The following is a 15575-nucleotide window of genomic DNA, read 5'->3' as shown; positions in this document are numbered from 1 at the left end:
ACCAGGTGAGAGATGTCCAGCCACATAGATGAGCGGTCCACGCACGACAGATCCGATGCCGACCTCTACGCCGCGCGGGCGCAACGGCTCCGGCGGCGGCTGGAACGTCTCATCGGCATAGCCGCGACCGAGGGCAACAAGCTCGTTCCGCTCCGCAACGGGGACCAGATCTTCGCGTCGATGCTGGAGTCCATCCGTGGTGCGGAACACACCGTGGACATGATGACGTTCGTGTACTGGCGCGGGGACATCGCCCGCGAGTTCGCCGAGGCGCTGTCGGAGCGGGCGCGCGCCGGAGTGCGGGTGCGGCTGCTGCTGGACGGGTTCGGCTCGCGGCTCATCGAGAAGGGCCAGCTGGCGATGATGGACGAGGCCGGGGTGGAGGTGGCGTGGTTCCGCAAGCCGCTGTATCTCTCGCCGCTCAAGCAGAACCACCGCTGCCATCGCAAGGTCCTCATCACGGACGAGGAGACGGCGTTCACCGGCGGGGTCGGGATAGCCGAGGAATGGTGCGGCGACGCCCGTGACGAGAACGAGTGGCGCGACACCCACGTGCGGGTACAGGGCCCGGCCGTGGACGGACTGGCCGCCGCGTTCGCGCAGAACTGGGCGGAGTGCCACGACGAGCTGTTCACCGATCGGGACAGGTTCGTCGACGCCACGGATCACGGCGACGCCGTGGTCCAGGTGGTGCGAGGCTCCGCCGGCTTCGGCTGGCAGGACATGCAGACCCTGCTGCGCGTCGTTCTGGAGTCGGCCGAGGAGCGGGTCCGGCTCTCCACGGCGTACTTCGCGCCCGACCCGTACTTCATCGGTGTGCTGTGCGACGCGGCCCGCCGGGGCGTCGAGGTGGAGATCCTGCTCCCCGGGCCGCACACGGACAAGCGGGTGTGCAGGCTCGCCGGGCAGCACCACTACGAGGAGCTCACCGCCTGCGGTGTGAAGATCTACCAGTATCAGCCGACCATGCTCCACACCAAGACGCTGACGGTGGACGGTATCGCCTCACTGATCGGCTCGACGAACTTCAACCGCCGTTCCCTCGACCACGACGAAGAGGTGATGCTCGCCGTGCTGGACCGGGAGTTCACCGCGACGCTCGACGGTCACTTCGATGAGGACGTGGAGCGGAGCACCCTGATCGACGGTGCGCGGTGGAAGCGCCGCTCGCCCGCGCAGAGGATCCGGGAGGCCGCGGTGCTGCCGATCCGCCGGTGGCTGTGACGCGTACATACGGATGCGCCACCACGAGCCGTGGTGGCGCATCCGTGCTTCCCGCGCGGCCGGTCAGCCGCCGACGTACCAGCTGAAGCCGCCGGACGAGGCGGCCACGGCCATCAGGACGACGAAGAGGATCACGTCGATGATGCCGAGGACGAGTCCGGCCTTCGCCATCCCGGCACCGCCCTTCGCGGCCACCTGACGCAGGCCGAAGGCGCCGAGAGCGATGGCGACCGGGCCGAGGATCACGCTGAAGAAGACGAGCCCCACGATTCCGCAGACCAGGCTCGCCACGGCGAGACCATTGGTCCCGGACCTGGGAGTGGCCATGGACGAACTGTCGTAGTGCGACATCACTCTCTCCCGTCGGTTCATCGTGCTGTGTGCTTACGGTGAAGTGCGGGTGCCCCTCCTGCGATGCCCCAATCACCCGGTTCCTGGGGGTGTGACAGCTGCCGCCCGGGGCATACGGGCTGTCACCTGCCGCTTGTCAGGTGAAGGGAGTGGTCCATGAGCGAGTCTGTCGAGACACGGCCGGAGACGACCGCGGTGATGACGGAGCCCGTGCCCGATCTGCAGCTCCAGCTGCTGATCCAACTACTGGACAGAGAAATGCGGTCCGGCCTGCCGATCACCCTCACCCTGGCCGGTGGCGTCCTCCACGGAGACGTGATCGGCCACGAGGCCTGGAAGGCGGACTGGGCGCGGAGCCTGCGCCAGGTCGAGGGTGAGGGAGCGAATCTGATAGCGGAGTTCCCGGAGACGGTGGACCAGGGGATCAGAGAGCTGAGCACCGGGGAGGGCACGACGCAGCTGCCGCGCTGGATTCATCTGAGAGACGCCACATTGGTCCTCGGTGGGGCTGGGTCCCTGCGACTGCCCCTCTGGCGCGGGCGTCTGGCCGATGTGACGGGCTGGGCGCTGGGACGACCGCAGTGAGAATGCGCGTGCGGGAGGGCCGTCGGGGCGGATGGTGCATCCGCCCCGACGGCTGACCGCCGTCAGCCGTGCTGAGTATTTCCGGGCGCCCGAACAGGCTTCGCTGACATGATCGGCGGCATGAAGGTACTTGTGATCGGTGCGACCGGGACGATCGGCAGCGCTGTGGCCCACGCGTTGGAGGCTTCCGACACCTCTCATCAGGTCGTCAAGGCCTCCCGCAGTGGCCCGGTGAAGGTCGACCTGGAGGACCCCTCCTCGCTGGACGCGCTCTTCGGTGACCTGCCGGACCTCGACGCGGTGGTGTGCTGCGCCGCCAACGGCCCGCTGGTGGATCTGGCCTCGGTGACGGACGCGGAGTTCACCGACGGGGTGCGGGGCAAGCTGCTGGGCCAGGTCGCACTCGTCCGGCGAGCCGTCCGTCATCTGCGGGACGGCGGCTCGGTCACGCTGACCGGAGGCACCTTCTCCGCCCCGCTGGCCGGCGGCTCGCTGGGGGCGCTCGTCAACACCGGCCTGGAGGGCTTCGTCCGCAACGCGGCTGCTGAGCTGCCGAGGAATCTGCGTCTGAATCTCATCAGCCCCGGCTGGATCAAGGAGACCCTGGAGAGCATGGGCGCGGACGGGGCGGGCGGCACGCCCGTCTCCGAGGTCGCCCGCGCCTATGTGACGGTCGTGGAAGGCACCGCGCAGGGCCTGACCGTACGTCCGTGAACCTGCCCGCTCGACGGTCCTAGGCGGTCGGCGCGGTCCCCGACTGGGACTCGAGGGCGGCGAGAAGCCAGTCGTGCGCCGACCCGGGTGTCGGCTCGGGCCGGCCCGCCGGTGGGCTGACCAGCTCGGCCGTCAGTTCCCAGTACCGGTCGATGCGCGGGTCGGCGGCGAGCTGTTGGGCGAGAGCGCGGCGGAAGCCCGGGGTGTCCGCCGTGTTCCGGGCGCTCGCGTACGCGTCCACGAAGCCGTCCAGCGCCTGGCCGGGGCAGGGCGCCCTGTCCTGGCGCATCTCGGTGGCCGCGAGGTCGTACGCCTCGGCCAGGCCGGCGTACAGCACGGCCGACGCACGGGCTCCCGCGGCTCTGTGCGCGTGGGGCTGGGTCGGCTCGTCCCCGCCGCACGGGCGGGACACCATCGCGTACAGCCGGGCGAAGGCGAGCACCTGCGCCGGGCCGGGATCCTCGGGTGGCTGCGGTACCGCGACCTCCAGAAACGCGGTGACGGCCCTGGCCGGCATGCGCGGCGGCAGCCAGCCGCGCCAGAAGCGGGCCAGTGGTGCGGTGTCCGGCGGCGCGGTCACAGCGCCGATCAGGCGCAGCCGGTCCGGGCGTTCGGCCGCCGGGCACTCCTGCACCGAGCGGAGCGCCGCCTCTCGCCAGCGCAGCGCCCTCAGCTGGGAGCCCAGTTCGCGCAACTGCCCCGCGACGGCGTCCTCCAGGGCTCCGCCCGCACGCCCCGCGGCCTCCTCCTCGTCCAGGACGCGGCGCACCGCGGAGACCGGCAGGTCCATGGTGCGCAGGGAACGGATCATCCGTAGCCGCTCGAGGGAGTCGGGGCCGTACCTCCGGTGACCGCCGGCGCTGCGGGACGCCTCCGGCAGCAGGCCGTTGTCGGAGTAGAAGCGGACCGTCTTGACGCTGACTCCCGCCCGCTCGGCGAGTTCACCGATGCCGCACAGTCCGTCGTACGACGAGAACACTTGAACCTCCCTCAGGGGGAGTTCCTACGGTACCCGCGAGAGGGCCGGCCGATCCGGCCGGTCCGCCGACGACGGCGTATCGAGGAGAGACCATGACCGCGTTCATCCTGGTGTCCGGTGTGTTCACCGGCCCGCACGTGTGGGACGAGACAGCCGCGCGGCTGGCCTCGGCGGGTGCCGAGGTCCATGCGGTGTCCCTGACCGGGCTCGGCGGGGCCCGCCCGTCCGCCGGTACGGACATCGACCTGGAGACGCACATCGCGGACGTCCTCGCGGTGATCGACTCGGTCGGACAGGGGGCGGGACAGGAGATCGTGCTGGTCGGTCACGACTACGGCATCCATCCGGTCGTGGGAGCCGCCGACCGGCGGGCGGAGTCGGTCGCCCGGATCGTGTACCTGGACTCCGGGCTGCCCCAGGACGGTGTCCCGGCCCTGGCCGCCGTGGCCGACCAGCGTACGCGCGAGGATGCGCTGCGGGCCGCCGAGGGCGGGACGCACGGCGCGGCGCTGCCACCTCCGGCCCGTGACGCGTGGCAGCTCTGGGGCAGCACCGCGGACGTGCCCGGCACGGCGCTCGACCGGCTCACGGCACTCGCCTCGCCGCACCCCCTGGGCACGCTGCTCCAGCCACTGCGGCTGACGGGTGCGGCGGCCGCGGTGCCCATGGCCGGGGTGCTGTGCACCGGCAACGGAGCGAGCATCGCGATGGTCCAGGCCCGTGTGGACCTCGGCGAACCCAGCCTGCGGGCGCTGACCGGCCCTCGGGTCACCTTCTTCGAACTGCCCACGGGTCACTGGCCGATGCTGTCGAGCCCCACGGCACTGGCGGTGACGCTGCTCAAGGCCGCGGCGGGCGAGGGGCAGCGGCTGACTCCGGTGGACGCGACGAAGCCGCCCTCGCACCTGCTGCCGTTCCTGCTGGACGTGCCCGAGCTGCCGCGCGAGCGGACGGACGACATCGATCTGTATCTGCCGCCCGGCGCCGACGGCCCCCGTCCGGCGGTGGTGTTCGTCCACGGCGGCCCGGTGCCCGCAGAGGCACGCCCCACCCCCCGGGACTGGCCGGTCCTCACGGGATACGCCCGGTACGCCGCCGACCATGGAGTGGTGGGGGTGACCCTGGACCACCGTCTGCACGCCGTGACCGACTACGAGCGGTCCGCCTCCGACGTGGCGGACGCGGTGGAACGGGTCCGGGCCGATCCACGGGTGGACCCGGACCGTGTCGCCCTGTGGTTCTTCTCCGGCAGCGGCCCGCTCACCGCGGACTGGATGGCGAAGCCGCCGTCGTGGCTGCGTTGCCTGGCGGCCGTCTACCCCATCATGGCGCCGCTGCCGAACTGGGGGCGGCTCGGCCGGCGGTTCCACCCGTCGGACGCGGTCGCACACGCGGGGTCTCTGCCTCTCGTACTCGTCCGGGCCGGGCTGGAGACCGCTGACATCGCAGTCACCGTGGAGGAGTTCCTGACCGCCGCATACCGGTGCGGGGCCGACATCGAAGTGGTCGACGTGCCGAACGGCCACCACGCCTTCGAGACGATCGACCGCACCGACGAGTCACGCGACGCCGTGCACCGCGCCATGGGCACCGTTCTGCGTCACCTGACGACCTGAGCCAGTCCCCCCGGGAACGGCGAGCGAGCGGGTGCGGGGCCGTGCGATCTGCACGACGCTGGAGTGGATGCCGCAGGGATCGGCCGTCCGTTCGAGGAGGTTGCTGTGACGAAGAAGAAGGACAACCTGAGCAAGGGCGACAAGGTGGCCTGGAAGAGCCACGGCCAGGACGTGACGGGCAAGGTCACCGGGAAGCACACGGACCGCACCCGTGCCGCGGGGCGGACCGTCGACGCCTCCGAGGAGGAACCGCAGTACGAGGTGGAGAGCGACAAGTCCGGCCGGTCCGCCGTGCACAGGCCCGACGCCCTGCGGAAGAGGCGCGGCGGCTCCTGATCCGGTGAACGGGGCCACGGGCGGGCAGTCGGGTCACACGAAGAGGCGATCCCCGTGGCGGCTGCTGGCTTCGGAGCCCGGAACGTGATCGGCTTGACACCCCGTCAGCCGTACGGGGACCGAGCCGAGGGACACGGATGACGAACCGACAGCACCCGCCGGCACCGGACGCCGTCGTCGTGGGCGCGGGCCTGGCGGGCCTGGCCTGCGCGCTCGACCTGTGCGGCGCCGGCCTCCGCGTCGAGCTGCTGGAGGCCTCCGACGGAGTGGGCGGCCGGATGCGCACGGACCGCAAGGACGGATTCCTCCTCGACCGCGGCTTCCAGGTCTTCAACACCTCCTACCCACAGGTGAAGAGGCGCCTCGACCTGCGCGCTCTGCGCCTGCGGCCGTTCACCCCCGGTCTCATCGCCCGTACGCCCGCCGGGCGGGTGCGGGTCACCGACCCCACCCGGCGGCCGGAGGACGCGGCGCAGCTGCTGCCCGGACGTGTACTCCCGGCCCGTGACCTCGCGGCCCTCGCCGCACTCACCGCGCGTGACGTCCTGCTTCCCGCGAAGCGCCTGGGACGCATGCCCGACCGCACCGCGTCGGAAGCGCTCGTGCGGGCCGGGCTGTCGCCGCGCGCGATCGAGGACCTGCTGCGGCCGTTCCTCTCCGGGGTGTTCCTGGAGGAGGGGCTGGAGACCTCGGCGCGCTTCCTCCACCTGGTCTGGCGCAGCATGGCGCGCGGCACGCTCTGCCTGCCGGCCCGGGGCATCGGCTCCGTACCGGCCCAGCTCGCCGCCGGGCTGCCGGAGGGTGCCCTCCGGCTCGGTGCGGCCGTCGCCGAGGTCACGGACTTCGGGGTGCTCCTGGCCGACGGCGGTGAGCGGCCGGCCGCCTCCGTCGTGGTGGCCACCGACTCCGCCGCGGCCGCCCGTCTGCTGCCCGGCCTGCCGGTACCGGACAGCCGTACGGTGACGACGTACTACCACGCGGCCGACCGGTCACCGCTGACCGAGCCGACCCTCCTGGTGGACAGCGGCCTCGCCGTCCTGAACAGCTGTGTCCTCACCGAGGTCGCCCCCACCTACGCTCCCCCGGGCAGGGCGCTGATGTCGACCTCCGTGCTCGGCTCCGGCCCGCCCGGCGGGGACACGACGGTCCGCGCACGCCTCGCCGAGCTGTACGACGTGGACACGAGCACGTGGGACACGGTCGCCGCGTACACCGTGGAGGGCGCTCTGCCCGCCATGCGGCCTCCCTGGCCGCTGAGCCGTACGACCCGTTTCGCGCCGGGCCGGTACGTCTGCGGGGACCACCGGGCCACCGGCTCGGTGCAGGGCGCGCTGGCCTCCGGGAGCAGGGCGGCCCGCGAGGTGCTGGCCGACCGTGCGGCGGCGCGGACCCCCGGGACGTGACCGGACGCTTCCGGGGGCGCGTGGACGACGCCGTCGTCGTGGGCGGCGGCGCCGCCGGACTCTGCCTGGCCGACCGGCTCGTCGGGGCCGGTACGGCAGTGACGCTGGTCGAGGCCCCCGACGGGCCGCTACGCCCTCCGGAGCGCACCTGGTGCTACTGGGAGGCGGGCACCGGCGAGTTCGAGGACGCCGTCGTCGCCTCCTGGGAGCGGCTGCGGGTGCGGGAGCCGGGCGGCGGCGTCATCGAGTCGGACCCCGCACCCCTGCGTTACCGCATGGTGCGCTCCGGCCCCTTCGAACGGCTGGTCCACTCCCGGCTGGCGGCGTGCCCGGTGGCCCGCGTCGTGCGTGCCACCGCACACGAGGTGAGCGACACACCGGACGGCGCCGAGGTGCGCTGCACGACGGGCGACGGCGGATCGCTCACCCTGCGCGGCAGATACGTCTTCGACTCGCGGCCTGTGCGACGTACACCGCCGCACCGCACCCTGCTGCTGCAGCACTTCCGGGGCTGGTTCGTGCGCACTGCCCTCCCCCGCTTCGACCCCGGCGTGGCGGACCTCATGGACTTCCGGGTTCCGCAACCCCGCCACGGCCTCGCGTTCGGCTACGTGCTGCCGCTGGCACCGGACCTGGCGCTGGTGGAGTACACCGAGTTCTCCCGTGCCCCGCTCACGACGGCCGCCTACGAGGCGGCCCTGCGGCAGTACACGGGCGAGGTCCTGCGCCTCGGCCGGTTCGTCGTGGAGTCGGCCGAGCAGGGCGTCATCCCCATGACCGACGCACGCTTCCCCCGCAGGACCGGCCGCGCCGTCTTCCGTATCGGGGCCGCCGGGGGCGCCACCCGGCCGGCGACCGGCTACACCTTCGCGGCCGTGCAGCGCCAGAGCCGCGCCATCGCCGCCGCCCTGCACAGCGGGTCCCCGGGGGTGCCGCCGCCGCACGGCCGCAGGGCGCTCGCCATGGACGCCGTGCTGCTCCGGGCCCTCGACACCGGGCGTGTGGACGGGCCGCGCTTCTTCACCGACCTCTTCCGCCGCATTCCCATGGAGCGGCTGCTGCGTTTCCTCGACGGCGGGAGCACGCCGTGGGAGGAGTTCGGGATCGGCCTGCGCACGCCCGTGGTCCCGATGCTCCGCACCGCGGCCGAACTCCCCTTCCTCACCCGCCGGGCCACCGGCCGATCCGAAGAGAGCCCCCGATGACCCTCCTGCGGGACCACGATCTGGCCCACGCCTTCGATCACGCGTCGCACACGTACGACCGGCTCACCGCGCTGAATCCGGGCTACCGCTCAGACCTCCTCCGCTCGGCACACCGGCTACGGCTGCCGCGCGGCGGAAGGGGACAGCGGGTGCTCGATCTCGGCTGCGGGACGGGCGCGTCCACCCGGGCTCTGCTGCGGGCGGCCCCCTACGCGGAGATCACGGCGGTCGACGCCTCCGCGGGCATGCTGGAGCGGGCGCGTGCGAAGCGCTGGCCCTCGAACGTCCGCTTCGTGCACCGGTCCGCGGAGGACCTCGCCACCACCGACGACGACGGCTCGTACGACGCCGTCCTCGCCGCCTATCTCTTCCGCAACGTGGCCGAACCGGGTGCGGTCCTCGATGCCGTGCGCGCTCTCCTGCGGCCGGGTGGCCGTCTGCTGGTCCACGAGTACAGCCTCAGCGGCTCGCCCGTGCACCGGGCCGTGTGGAACACGGTCTGCCGGGGTGTCATCGTCCCGGCGGGCACGCTGACCGGCGACCGCGCGCTGTACCACCACCTGTGGCGCAGCGTCCTGGCGTTCGACACGGCGCCCGTCTTCGAGCGACGGATCGCCGGGGCCGGATTCCCCTTCGTGCGGACCGTGCCCGTCGGCGGCTGGCAGACCGGCATCGTCCATGCGTTCCTGGCCCGGAGCGGCGTGGACGGCGTACGGCCCGAGGCGTCATGAGCTCCCGCCGGCGCCGCCCCGGTCCCGCCCGGCACGGGCGTGACCGCCGGGCCGAGGTGCTCCTGCCGGAGCCCGGGCGCGAGCGCTTCACCGGCGATGCGCCTTCGGCCGCGGTGATCGGCGGCGGCCTCGCCGGGCTCGCAGCGGCGACCGCCCTCGCCGAACGCGGTGTCCGGGTGACCCTGTACGAACAGGGCGAGGCGCTCGGCGGCCGTCTCGCCGGGTGGCCCGTCCGCCTCGCCGACGGCTCCGGGGTGACGATGAGCCGCGGCTTCCACGCGTTCTTCCGGCAGTACTACAACCTGCGCGGGTTGCTGCGCCGTTCGGATCCCGGGCTGGCGGCGCTGACCCCGCTGCCGGACTACCCGCTGCGGCACCGGGACGGGATGTCGGACAGCTTCGCCCGCGTGCCGAGGACCCCGCCGTGGAGCGCGCTCGGATTCGTGGCGCTCAGTCCGGCCTTCGGCTGGCGCGACCTCGCCGCGATGAACCCCCGCGAGGCCCTGCCGCTCCTCGACGTGCGGGTCCCCGAGGTGTACGAACGCTTCGACGGGGTCAGCGCCGAGGAGTTCCTGCGCCGGATCAACTTCCCCGAAGCGGCCCACCACCTGGCCTTCGAGGTGTTCTCCCGCAGCTTCTTCGCCGACCCGCGTGAACTGTCCGCCGCCGAACTGCTGCTGATGTTCCACATCTACTTCCTCGGGTCGTCCGAGGGACTCCTCTTCGACGTGCCGCGCGAGCCCTTCCCCCAGGCGCTCTGGGAACCGCTGGGCGGCTATCTGCGGCGGCTCGGTACCGAGGTGCGCACCGGCACCCCGGTCCACCGCGTCCGGCCGGCCGCCGGCGGGGACCTGACCGTGGAGACGGAAGGGGCGGCCGACCGCCACCAAGCCGTGGTCCTCGCACTGGACACGCGTGGCCTCCGCCATGTCGTGGGCGCCTCCGAGCAGTTGGGGGACGCGTCCTGGCGTGCGGACATCGCGTCCCTGCGCACGGCGCCGCCGTTCCTGGTGTCCCGGCTGTGGCTCGACCGCCCCGTGCGCGAGGACCGTGCGGGGTTCCTCGGCACCAGCGGCTTCGACGGGCTCGACAACATCAGCGTCCTCGACCGCTGGGAGGGCGAGTCGGCCCGCTGGGCGGCGCGGACAGGGGGCTCCGTGGTCGAACTCCACGCGTACGCGGTCGACGAGGGCGCCGAGCGGAAGCAGGTCCAGCGCCGGATGGTCGACCGGCTGCACGAGGTCTATCCCGAGACCGCGGACGCCGGAGTCGTCGACGTACGCCATGAATGGCGGGCCGACTGCCCCGTCTTCCCCGTGGGCGGCTACGGTCGGCGGCCCGCCGTGGGAACGCCGCACCCTCGCGTCACACTTGCGGGCGACCTGGTCCGCACCGGCCTCCCCGTCGCCTTGATGGAGCGGGCCGCGACCTCGGGTTTCCTGGCCGCCAACGCGCTCCTCGCCGGCTGGGGCGTCCGGGGGCAGGTGCTCTGGACCGTCCCGCGCGCCGGACGCTCCCGGGCCCTGCGCGCCCTCGCCGGCCTGGCCGCGCGGCGCTGACGGTCAGCCGGGGAAGCGCCCGGCACTCCGCAGCGACCACCGGCGCTCGGCGTAGGCCAGGTCGTCCCTCCAGAGGCGGCCCGCGGTCCGGCGCATCAGGGGGCGCAGGGCGGGCGCGGCGACGCGTGCCAGGGCGAATCCCCGCCGGTCGGAAGCGGCGACGACCGCCTCGACGACCGCCGTCCGCGGTTCCGCGGCGCCGGGCGCGGTGAGCGGCGTGGCGTGGGTCTCCACCACCGACCCGGCACCCTCCCCGTCGGTGATGTGCATGACCACCGTGCGCGGTCCGGGCGCGGTGAACACCGCCCGCACCGGCACCACCAGGCGGCCGGCGACCTTGAACGACACGTCGACGGCGAACCCGTCGCCCCCGCCGTCCTCGGGGGTGCCGGCCACCTTCAGTCCGACGAACGCGTACGGGTGGAACCACGAACCGTGCCAGGGGTCGAGCCGGTTGGCGACCACGTCCTCGGGCTCGCACCGGCCCACGGCCGTGAACACCGCGTCCACCGCGTCCACCGGTCGCGGCCTGGGCGGCACGACCGGGCGGTCCAGCGCCGGCTCTCCCCCGGCCCGGTCCAGTCGCACCCAGACCAGGACCCCGTCGTCGTACACCGGGTACGGTTCCCACCCGGCGAACGGCCCGCCGTCCAGGGCCAGGCCGTGCCAGCGGCACAGGAGCGTCCCGCACACCACGCGGCTGTCGCGCAGCGGGGCTCCCAGGTGGGGGCACTCCCCCGGGCCGGCGCGCAGCGCCCCGTCCTCGGCCCGCCACAGGACGACTTCCAGTCCGGCGATCGTCCGGCCGTACGGGCGGTCCCGCGCCCCGATCGCCCGGGAGGCCCCGACGGCGTACCAGTTGCCCGACGGGCGGGCGGTGGCCCGCTTCAGAGCGTCGGCGATCACGGTGGGCTTCGCCTCGCGCCAGGTGGGTGCCTGCCGTTCCCAGCGGGGCGCGCGCCCCACCCGCAGGGGTGACGTCCACGGCCTGCTTCTCCGGCGGGTGTTCATCGCGGGGATCCCTCCGCCCCGGCGACCGTGTCCGGCACGGCGGCGGGCGGGCGGGTCCGCATCCGCGCCCCGAGGATCCGCACGAGTCCGCCCGCCGCGGTGGCGGCCCGCCGCCGGCGCGGCACCACGGCGCGACGGTGCGTCACCCGGTAGTCGTCGGCGGCGATCGCGTCCAGGATGCCCCTGTAGAGGACGAAGGCCGTACGGATGCAGGGACGCGCCCGCGGCTCCAGCATGGCGATGCCCGGCTCCGCTTCGCGGTACACGGAGCGGATCAGCCCGTCGGCTTCGGCGAAGGCGGCCCGCAGGCGCGGATCGTGCCGCCCGGTGCGGCGGCTCCACTCCAGCAGGCGTCGGTCCACACCGTGGGCGGCGAGCAGGTCCGCCGGCAGATAGACACGCCCCCGGTCCAGGTCCTCGCCCACGTCCCTCAGGAAGTTGGTCAGCTGGAAGGCCACGCCGAGCGCCGCCGCGTGCGGAGCCGCCTCCTCACGGGCCACGACCGTGCCGAGCACGGGCAGCATCTGGAGGCCGATCACCCCTGCCGAACCGTGCGTGTAGGCGCACAGATCGGCGTACGTCGGATAGTCGGTGACCGTCAGGTCGCTGCGCATGGACACCAGGAAGTCGGCGAACAGCCCGTGGTCGATGGCGTAGCGGCGTGCGGTGTCCGCCACGGCCATGACCACGGGTTCCTCCCCGCCCCCGGTACGCAGGCCGTGGGCCAGGTCGCTCTCCAGCAGACGCAGCAGGCGGTCGCGTTCGGTGGCGGGCTGCCGGCGGTCCAGGTCGTCCACGATGTCGTCGGCCCACCGGGCGAAGCCGTACAACGCGTGTACGGGGCTGCGGCGTTCGAGCGGCAGCAGCCGGGTGGCGAGGAAGTACGTCCGGCCGTGCTGCGCGTTTAGCTGCCTGCACCGGGCGTACGCGGCGCGCAGGGCGGGCCCGGTGATCCCTGCGGCGTCCAGTTCACGGTGGTTCATCGGCTCTGCCCTTCGAGAACGGGGGGTCGACGGTGCGTGCTCTTCGCGGAGGGGAGGCCGGTGATGCGGGCCGCGGCGAGCTTGCCGCTGACGAGTACGGTCGGCACGCCCACCCCGGGTGTGGTCCCGCACCCGGCGAGGACGACGTTGTCGTAGCCGCGTACGAGGTTGCGTGGCCGGAAGGGGCCGGTCTGCGCGAAGGTGTGGGACACGGAGAACGGGGTGCCCGCCGCGTGGCCCTGGGCGGTCCAGTCCACCGGCGTGACCAGCAGCTCCCGGTCCATGGACGCCTCGAAGCCGTCGAGACCCCGCCGCTCCAGCTCCGCCAGCAGGGCGTCCCGGTAGCGTGGCCCCAGGCCACGCCAGGTGCCTGCCGACGGGCCCGTCGTGGTGTTGGGGCACGGGGCCAGGACGTAGTGCAGGTGTCTGCCCTCCGGGGCCAGTGACGGGTCGTGCGTCGTCGGACGGGTGATCAGCAGCGACGGGTCACTCATCACCCGTCCCGACCGGGTGAGTTCGTCGAACGTGCGCTCCCAGGCGGCACCGAAGGAGAGCGTGTGGTGCGCCAGTTCGGGCCAGGTGCGGTCCGTGCCGGCGTGCAGGACCACGGCCGACGGCGCGTGACGCAGCGGCACGGGGCGTCGGGGTGCGCGGCCCAGAAGCCGGTGGGCCACGGGGAGATCCGGTGTCAGGACGACCGCGTCGCAGGCGATCCGCTCGCCCGAGGCCAGCCGGACGGCCCGTACCCGCCCGGCGGCGCGCTCCAGCCCGGTCACCTCGGCCGACCAGCGGAACTCTCCTCCCGCGCCGGCGGCCGCGTCCGCCATCGCCCGGGGCAGTGCGTACATGCCGCCCTTCGGGAACCAGACGCCCGCGACCGTGTCCATGTAGGCGATGACGGCGTAGGCGGCGAGTGCACGGGCCGGGGCGACTCCCGCGTACAGCGCCTGGAAGGAGAACACCCGGCGCAGCCGTGGGTCCGAGAGGAATCTGCCGATCTGCGGGTCGAGCCGGCCGAAGCCGCCCAGGGCCGCCAGCCGGGCGAGGTCCGGGTGCAGGAGCTGGAAGGGCGAGTCGAAGTTGGTGTCGATGAAGCGGTGCATCTGCGCCCGGTACATCCGCTCCAGCCAGCGGCGCAGCCTGCGGTACCCCGCAGCCTCCGCTCCCCCGGCGAAGCGGCGGACCTCGGCCTCCATGGCGTCGCCGTCCGTATGGACGTCCAGCAGACTTCCGTCCGCGAAGCGGGCCCGGTAGGCCGGATGCAGCGGAATCAGCTCCACGCGCCGGTGGAGGCTGTCCCCGACAGCGGCAAAGGCCTCGTCGGCCAGGTGCGGCATGGTCAGCACCGTCGGCCCGGTGTCGATCCGGTATCCGCCGAGTTCCACCCGTCCCGCGCGGCCCCCGGGGCCGGAGCCCTGTTCGACGACGGTCACCCGGCGTCCCGCGCCGAGCAGGTGCAGGGCGGCGGCGAGGCCGGACAGGCCGGCGCCGACCACCACCACATGGTCCGTGGGGCCTGACACGGTTTTCATGCGCCCTCCCCGTCACGGGTGGTGCCCACGGCCCTGGCCACCAGCGCGGCGAACTCCTGCCGGGCACGGGCGTCCGTCCCGGCGGCCGCGAAGTGACGCAGACTCGACGCCGAGAGCTCGGCGATCTCCTCCTCCACCACCGCCCGCGCGCCGGTACGTTCCAGAGCGGCACGCATCCGGTCGACCGTCCCTCCACCGCCGCCTTCCGCACCGAGTACGGCCAAGGCCTCGGTGTCGCCCGACTCGGCGGCGCGCCGGAGTGCGACGGCGAGGAGACAGGTGAGCTTGCCCGCCCGCAGGTCCTCGTCCGAGGACTTTCCCGTGACCGCGGGGTCCCCGAAAGCGCCCAGCAGGTCGTCACGCAGCTGGAAGGCGAGTCCCGCGCAGCGTCCGGCGGACCGCAGCCCGTCCATGACGCGGGCATCGGCGCCCGCCAGTGCCGCGCCCAGCGCGAGCGGCCGCTCCACGGTGTAGAGCGCGCTCTTGAGCGTCGCGATGTTCCTGGCCCGGTCGAGGTCGGAGGAGCCGGTCGCCTGGGCCCGCATGTCCAGGTACTGCCCGGCGACCATCTCGCCGCGCATCGCCTGCCACTCCCGGTGAAGCTCCTCGCCGTACGGGGAGGCCAGGGCGGTCTCGGTGAACAGATCGTCGGCCCACGCCAGCGCCAGGTCTCCGGCGAGCACCGCGGCGGTCCCCGAAAAGGACGCGGCGGAACCGCGCATGCGGCTCGTCCGGTGCATGTGCGCGAAGTCCGCGTGCACCGCGGGTGCGCCCCGGCGTACCGGCGATTCGTCCATGACGTCGTCGTGGACCAGTGCGCAGGCCTGAAGCAGTTCCAGGGCGGCGCCGATGCGCAGCGGGGTCCCGGGGTCGCCGGAGCCCCCGGCGGCCAGCCATCCGCACCGGACGAAGGCTGTCCGCAGCCGTTTGCCGCCGTTCAGGACGAACGCGGCGACCCGGGAGGCCACCTCCTCGGCGAACACGGCGTCCACGCGCCGGGCCTCCCGGAGCCTGGTGTGCAGATGCTCCGCGAGGACGGCGTCGACGGCCGCGGCCGCCTCGTCCGCCGAGTGCGGGAGACCGCCCGGGCGGAGGCCTCCGCCGAGGTCGGGGCGGGGCCCGGAGCCGCCGCCGGTTCCTGCCCGCGTCGCCCGTGGACCGAGCATGGACAGCCCCTTTCGCTCGGTTGTCCGCTTCCGCGTCCACCGCTGGTTCCGGCCGCGAGGACCGCGGATGCCCCTATGCCTGCCCGCCGCCCGGCCTGTTCGGAGCGGACTTCACCCGGACGGCGGGCGGAACCATGGCGCCGAAGGGGGACATCCGGGCGCGGCGGAGCGGCTCGGCGC

15 protein-coding genes are annotated in these 15575 nt (G+C 73.5%); 9 read left to right on the top strand and 6 right to left on the bottom strand.

Features of this window, described 5'->3' with window-relative positions:
* The first annotated feature begins 12 nt into the window (after positions 1-12).
* Positions 13-1224, top strand: coding sequence for a phosphatidylserine/phosphatidylglycerophosphate/cardiolipin synthase family protein (locus OG379_RS36105; RefSeq protein ID WP_393759724.1), 1212 nt, complete (start codon positions 13-15; stop codon positions 1222-1224).
* Between the two features lie 63 nt (positions 1225-1287).
* On the opposite strand, the gene OG379_RS36100 is transcribed toward OG379_RS36105, so the two are convergent.
* The gene (locus OG379_RS36100) at positions 1288-1575 is read right to left on the bottom strand and encodes a DUF4190 domain-containing protein (RefSeq protein ID WP_405667451.1); all 288 of its coding nucleotides are present in this window, start codon (positions 1573-1575) and stop codon (positions 1288-1290) included.
* 156 nt (positions 1576-1731) lie between these two features.
* On the opposite strand from OG379_RS36100, the gene OG379_RS36095 reads away from it, so the two are divergent.
* Both OG379_RS36095 and OG379_RS36090 read left to right on the top strand, forming a co-directional pair.
* Complete coding sequence (locus tag OG379_RS36095; protein ID WP_393759728.1) at positions 1732-2160, top strand: hypothetical protein; 429 nt, start codon at positions 1732-1734, stop codon at positions 2158-2160.
* A 120-nt stretch (positions 2161-2280) separates the two neighbouring features.
* Complete coding sequence (locus OG379_RS36090) at positions 2281-2874, top strand: short chain dehydrogenase (RefSeq protein WP_405667449.1); 594 nt, start codon at positions 2281-2283, stop codon at positions 2872-2874.
* 19 nt (positions 2875-2893) lie between these two features.
* Here the strand turns inward: OG379_RS36090 and OG379_RS36085 are convergent, their stop codons facing one another.
* Positions 2894-3853 (bottom strand): MerR family transcriptional regulator, encoded by a 960-nt coding sequence (locus OG379_RS36085; protein WP_405667447.1) that lies wholly within the window; start codon positions 3851-3853, stop codon positions 2894-2896.
* A 92-nt stretch (positions 3854-3945) separates the two neighbouring features.
* Here OG379_RS36085 and OG379_RS36080 point away from each other — a divergent pair, with 92 nt between their 5' ends.
* The 6 genes from OG379_RS36080 (at position 3946) to OG379_RS36055 (ending at position 10703) form a co-directional block, all read left to right on the top strand.
* Positions 3946-5469: an alpha/beta fold hydrolase gene (locus tag OG379_RS36080; protein WP_405667446.1), complete on the top strand. Its 1524-nt coding sequence runs from the start codon at positions 3946-3948 to the stop codon at positions 5467-5469.
* A 105-nt stretch (positions 5470-5574) separates the two neighbouring features.
* Positions 5575-5805 carry a DUF2945 domain-containing protein gene (locus OG379_RS36075; protein WP_393759736.1) on the top strand — a complete coding sequence of 77 codons (231 nt, stop codon included), beginning with the start codon at positions 5575-5577 and terminating at the stop codon, positions 5803-5805.
* A 137-nt stretch (positions 5806-5942) separates the two neighbouring features.
* Entirely contained in the window at positions 5943-7208 is a 1266-nt protein-coding gene (locus OG379_RS36070) for an NAD(P)/FAD-dependent oxidoreductase (protein ID WP_405667444.1), read from the top strand.
* The gene (locus OG379_RS36065) at positions 7205-8413 is read left to right on the top strand and encodes a lycopene cyclase family protein (RefSeq protein ID WP_405667443.1); all 1209 of its coding nucleotides are present in this window, start codon (positions 7205-7207) and stop codon (positions 8411-8413) included. Before OG379_RS36070 ends, OG379_RS36065 begins: the two co-directional genes overlap by 4 nt.
* Entirely contained in the window at positions 8410-9144 is a 735-nt protein-coding gene (locus tag OG379_RS36060) for a class I SAM-dependent methyltransferase (RefSeq protein WP_405667442.1), read from the top strand. Before OG379_RS36065 ends, OG379_RS36060 begins: the two co-directional genes overlap by 4 nt.
* Complete coding sequence (locus OG379_RS36055; protein WP_405667441.1) at positions 9141-10703, top strand: FAD-dependent oxidoreductase; 1563 nt, start codon at positions 9141-9143, stop codon at positions 10701-10703. The genes OG379_RS36060 and OG379_RS36055 overlap by 4 nt, the downstream gene beginning before the upstream one ends.
* A gap of 3 nt (positions 10704-10706) precedes the next feature.
* On the opposite strand, the gene OG379_RS36050 is transcribed toward OG379_RS36055, so the two are convergent.
* Genes OG379_RS36050 through OG379_RS36035 form a run of 4 tightly spaced genes read right to left on the bottom strand, consistent with a single transcriptional unit; the run spans position 10707 to position 15395 of the window.
* Positions 10707-11714: a DUF5914 domain-containing protein gene (locus OG379_RS36050; RefSeq protein ID WP_405667440.1), complete on the bottom strand. Its 1008-nt coding sequence runs from the start codon at positions 11712-11714 to the stop codon at positions 10707-10709.
* A complete protein-coding gene (locus OG379_RS36045; protein WP_405667439.1) occupies positions 11711-12697 on the bottom strand; it encodes a phytoene/squalene synthase family protein in 987 nt (328 codons plus the stop codon). The genes OG379_RS36050 and OG379_RS36045 overlap by 4 nt, the downstream gene beginning before the upstream one ends.
* Positions 12694-14229 (bottom strand): phytoene desaturase family protein, encoded by a 1536-nt coding sequence (gene crtI, locus OG379_RS36040; RefSeq protein ID WP_405667437.1) that lies wholly within the window; start codon positions 14227-14229, stop codon positions 12694-12696. Before crtI ends, OG379_RS36045 begins: the two co-directional genes overlap by 4 nt.
* Positions 14226-15395 carry a polyprenyl synthetase family protein gene (locus tag OG379_RS36035; RefSeq protein WP_405667436.1) on the bottom strand — a complete coding sequence of 390 codons (1170 nt, stop codon included), beginning with the start codon at positions 15393-15395 and terminating at the stop codon, positions 14226-14228. Before OG379_RS36035 ends, crtI begins: the two co-directional genes overlap by 4 nt.
* Between the last annotated feature and the right edge of the window lie 180 nt (positions 15396-15575).

Origin of the sequence: Streptomyces sp. NBC_01166 (assembly GCF_045039765.1) — a bacterium.
Classification (GTDB): Bacteria; Actinomycetota; Actinomycetes; order Streptomycetales; family Streptomycetaceae; genus Streptomyces.
The sequence above is the reverse complement of the archived record's forward strand: the minus strand, read 5'-3'. Positions and strand labels throughout refer to the sequence as shown.

Excerpts from the sequence above, each read along its gene's own strand:
- OG379_RS36105 (WP_393759724.1), top strand. The coding sequence starts at position 13 with ATGTCCAGCCACATAGATGAGCGGTCCACGCACGACAGATCCGATGCC.
- OG379_RS36100 (WP_405667451.1), bottom strand. The coding sequence starts at position 1,575 with ATGTCGCACTACGACAGTTCGTCCATGGCCACTCCCAGGTCCGGGACC.
- OG379_RS36095 (WP_393759728.1), top strand. The coding sequence starts at position 1,732 with ATGAGCGAGTCTGTCGAGACACGGCCGGAGACGACCGCGGTGATGACG.
- OG379_RS36090 (WP_405667449.1), top strand. The coding sequence starts at position 2,281 with ATGAAGGTACTTGTGATCGGTGCGACCGGGACGATCGGCAGCGCTGTG.
- OG379_RS36080 (WP_405667446.1), top strand. The coding sequence starts at position 3,946 with ATGACCGCGTTCATCCTGGTGTCCGGTGTGTTCACCGGCCCGCACGTG.
- OG379_RS36070 (WP_405667444.1), top strand. The coding sequence starts at position 5,943 with ATGACGAACCGACAGCACCCGCCGGCACCGGACGCCGTCGTCGTGGGC.
- OG379_RS36060 (WP_405667442.1), top strand. The coding sequence starts at position 8,410 with ATGACCCTCCTGCGGGACCACGATCTGGCCCACGCCTTCGATCACGCG.
- OG379_RS36055 (WP_405667441.1), top strand. The coding sequence starts at position 9,141 with ATGAGCTCCCGCCGGCGCCGCCCCGGTCCCGCCCGGCACGGGCGTGAC.
- OG379_RS36050 (WP_405667440.1), bottom strand. The coding sequence starts at position 11,714 with ATGAACACCCGCCGGAGAAGCAGGCCGTGGACGTCACCCCTGCGGGTG.
- OG379_RS36045 (WP_405667439.1), bottom strand. The coding sequence starts at position 12,697 with ATGAACCACCGTGAACTGGACGCCGCAGGGATCACCGGGCCCGCCCTG.
- crtI (WP_405667437.1), bottom strand. The coding sequence starts at position 14,229 with ATGAAAACCGTGTCAGGCCCCACGGACCATGTGGTGGTGGTCGGCGCC.
- OG379_RS36035 (WP_405667436.1), bottom strand. The coding sequence starts at position 15,395 with ATGCTCGGTCCACGGGCGACGCGGGCAGGAACCGGCGGCGGCTCCGGG.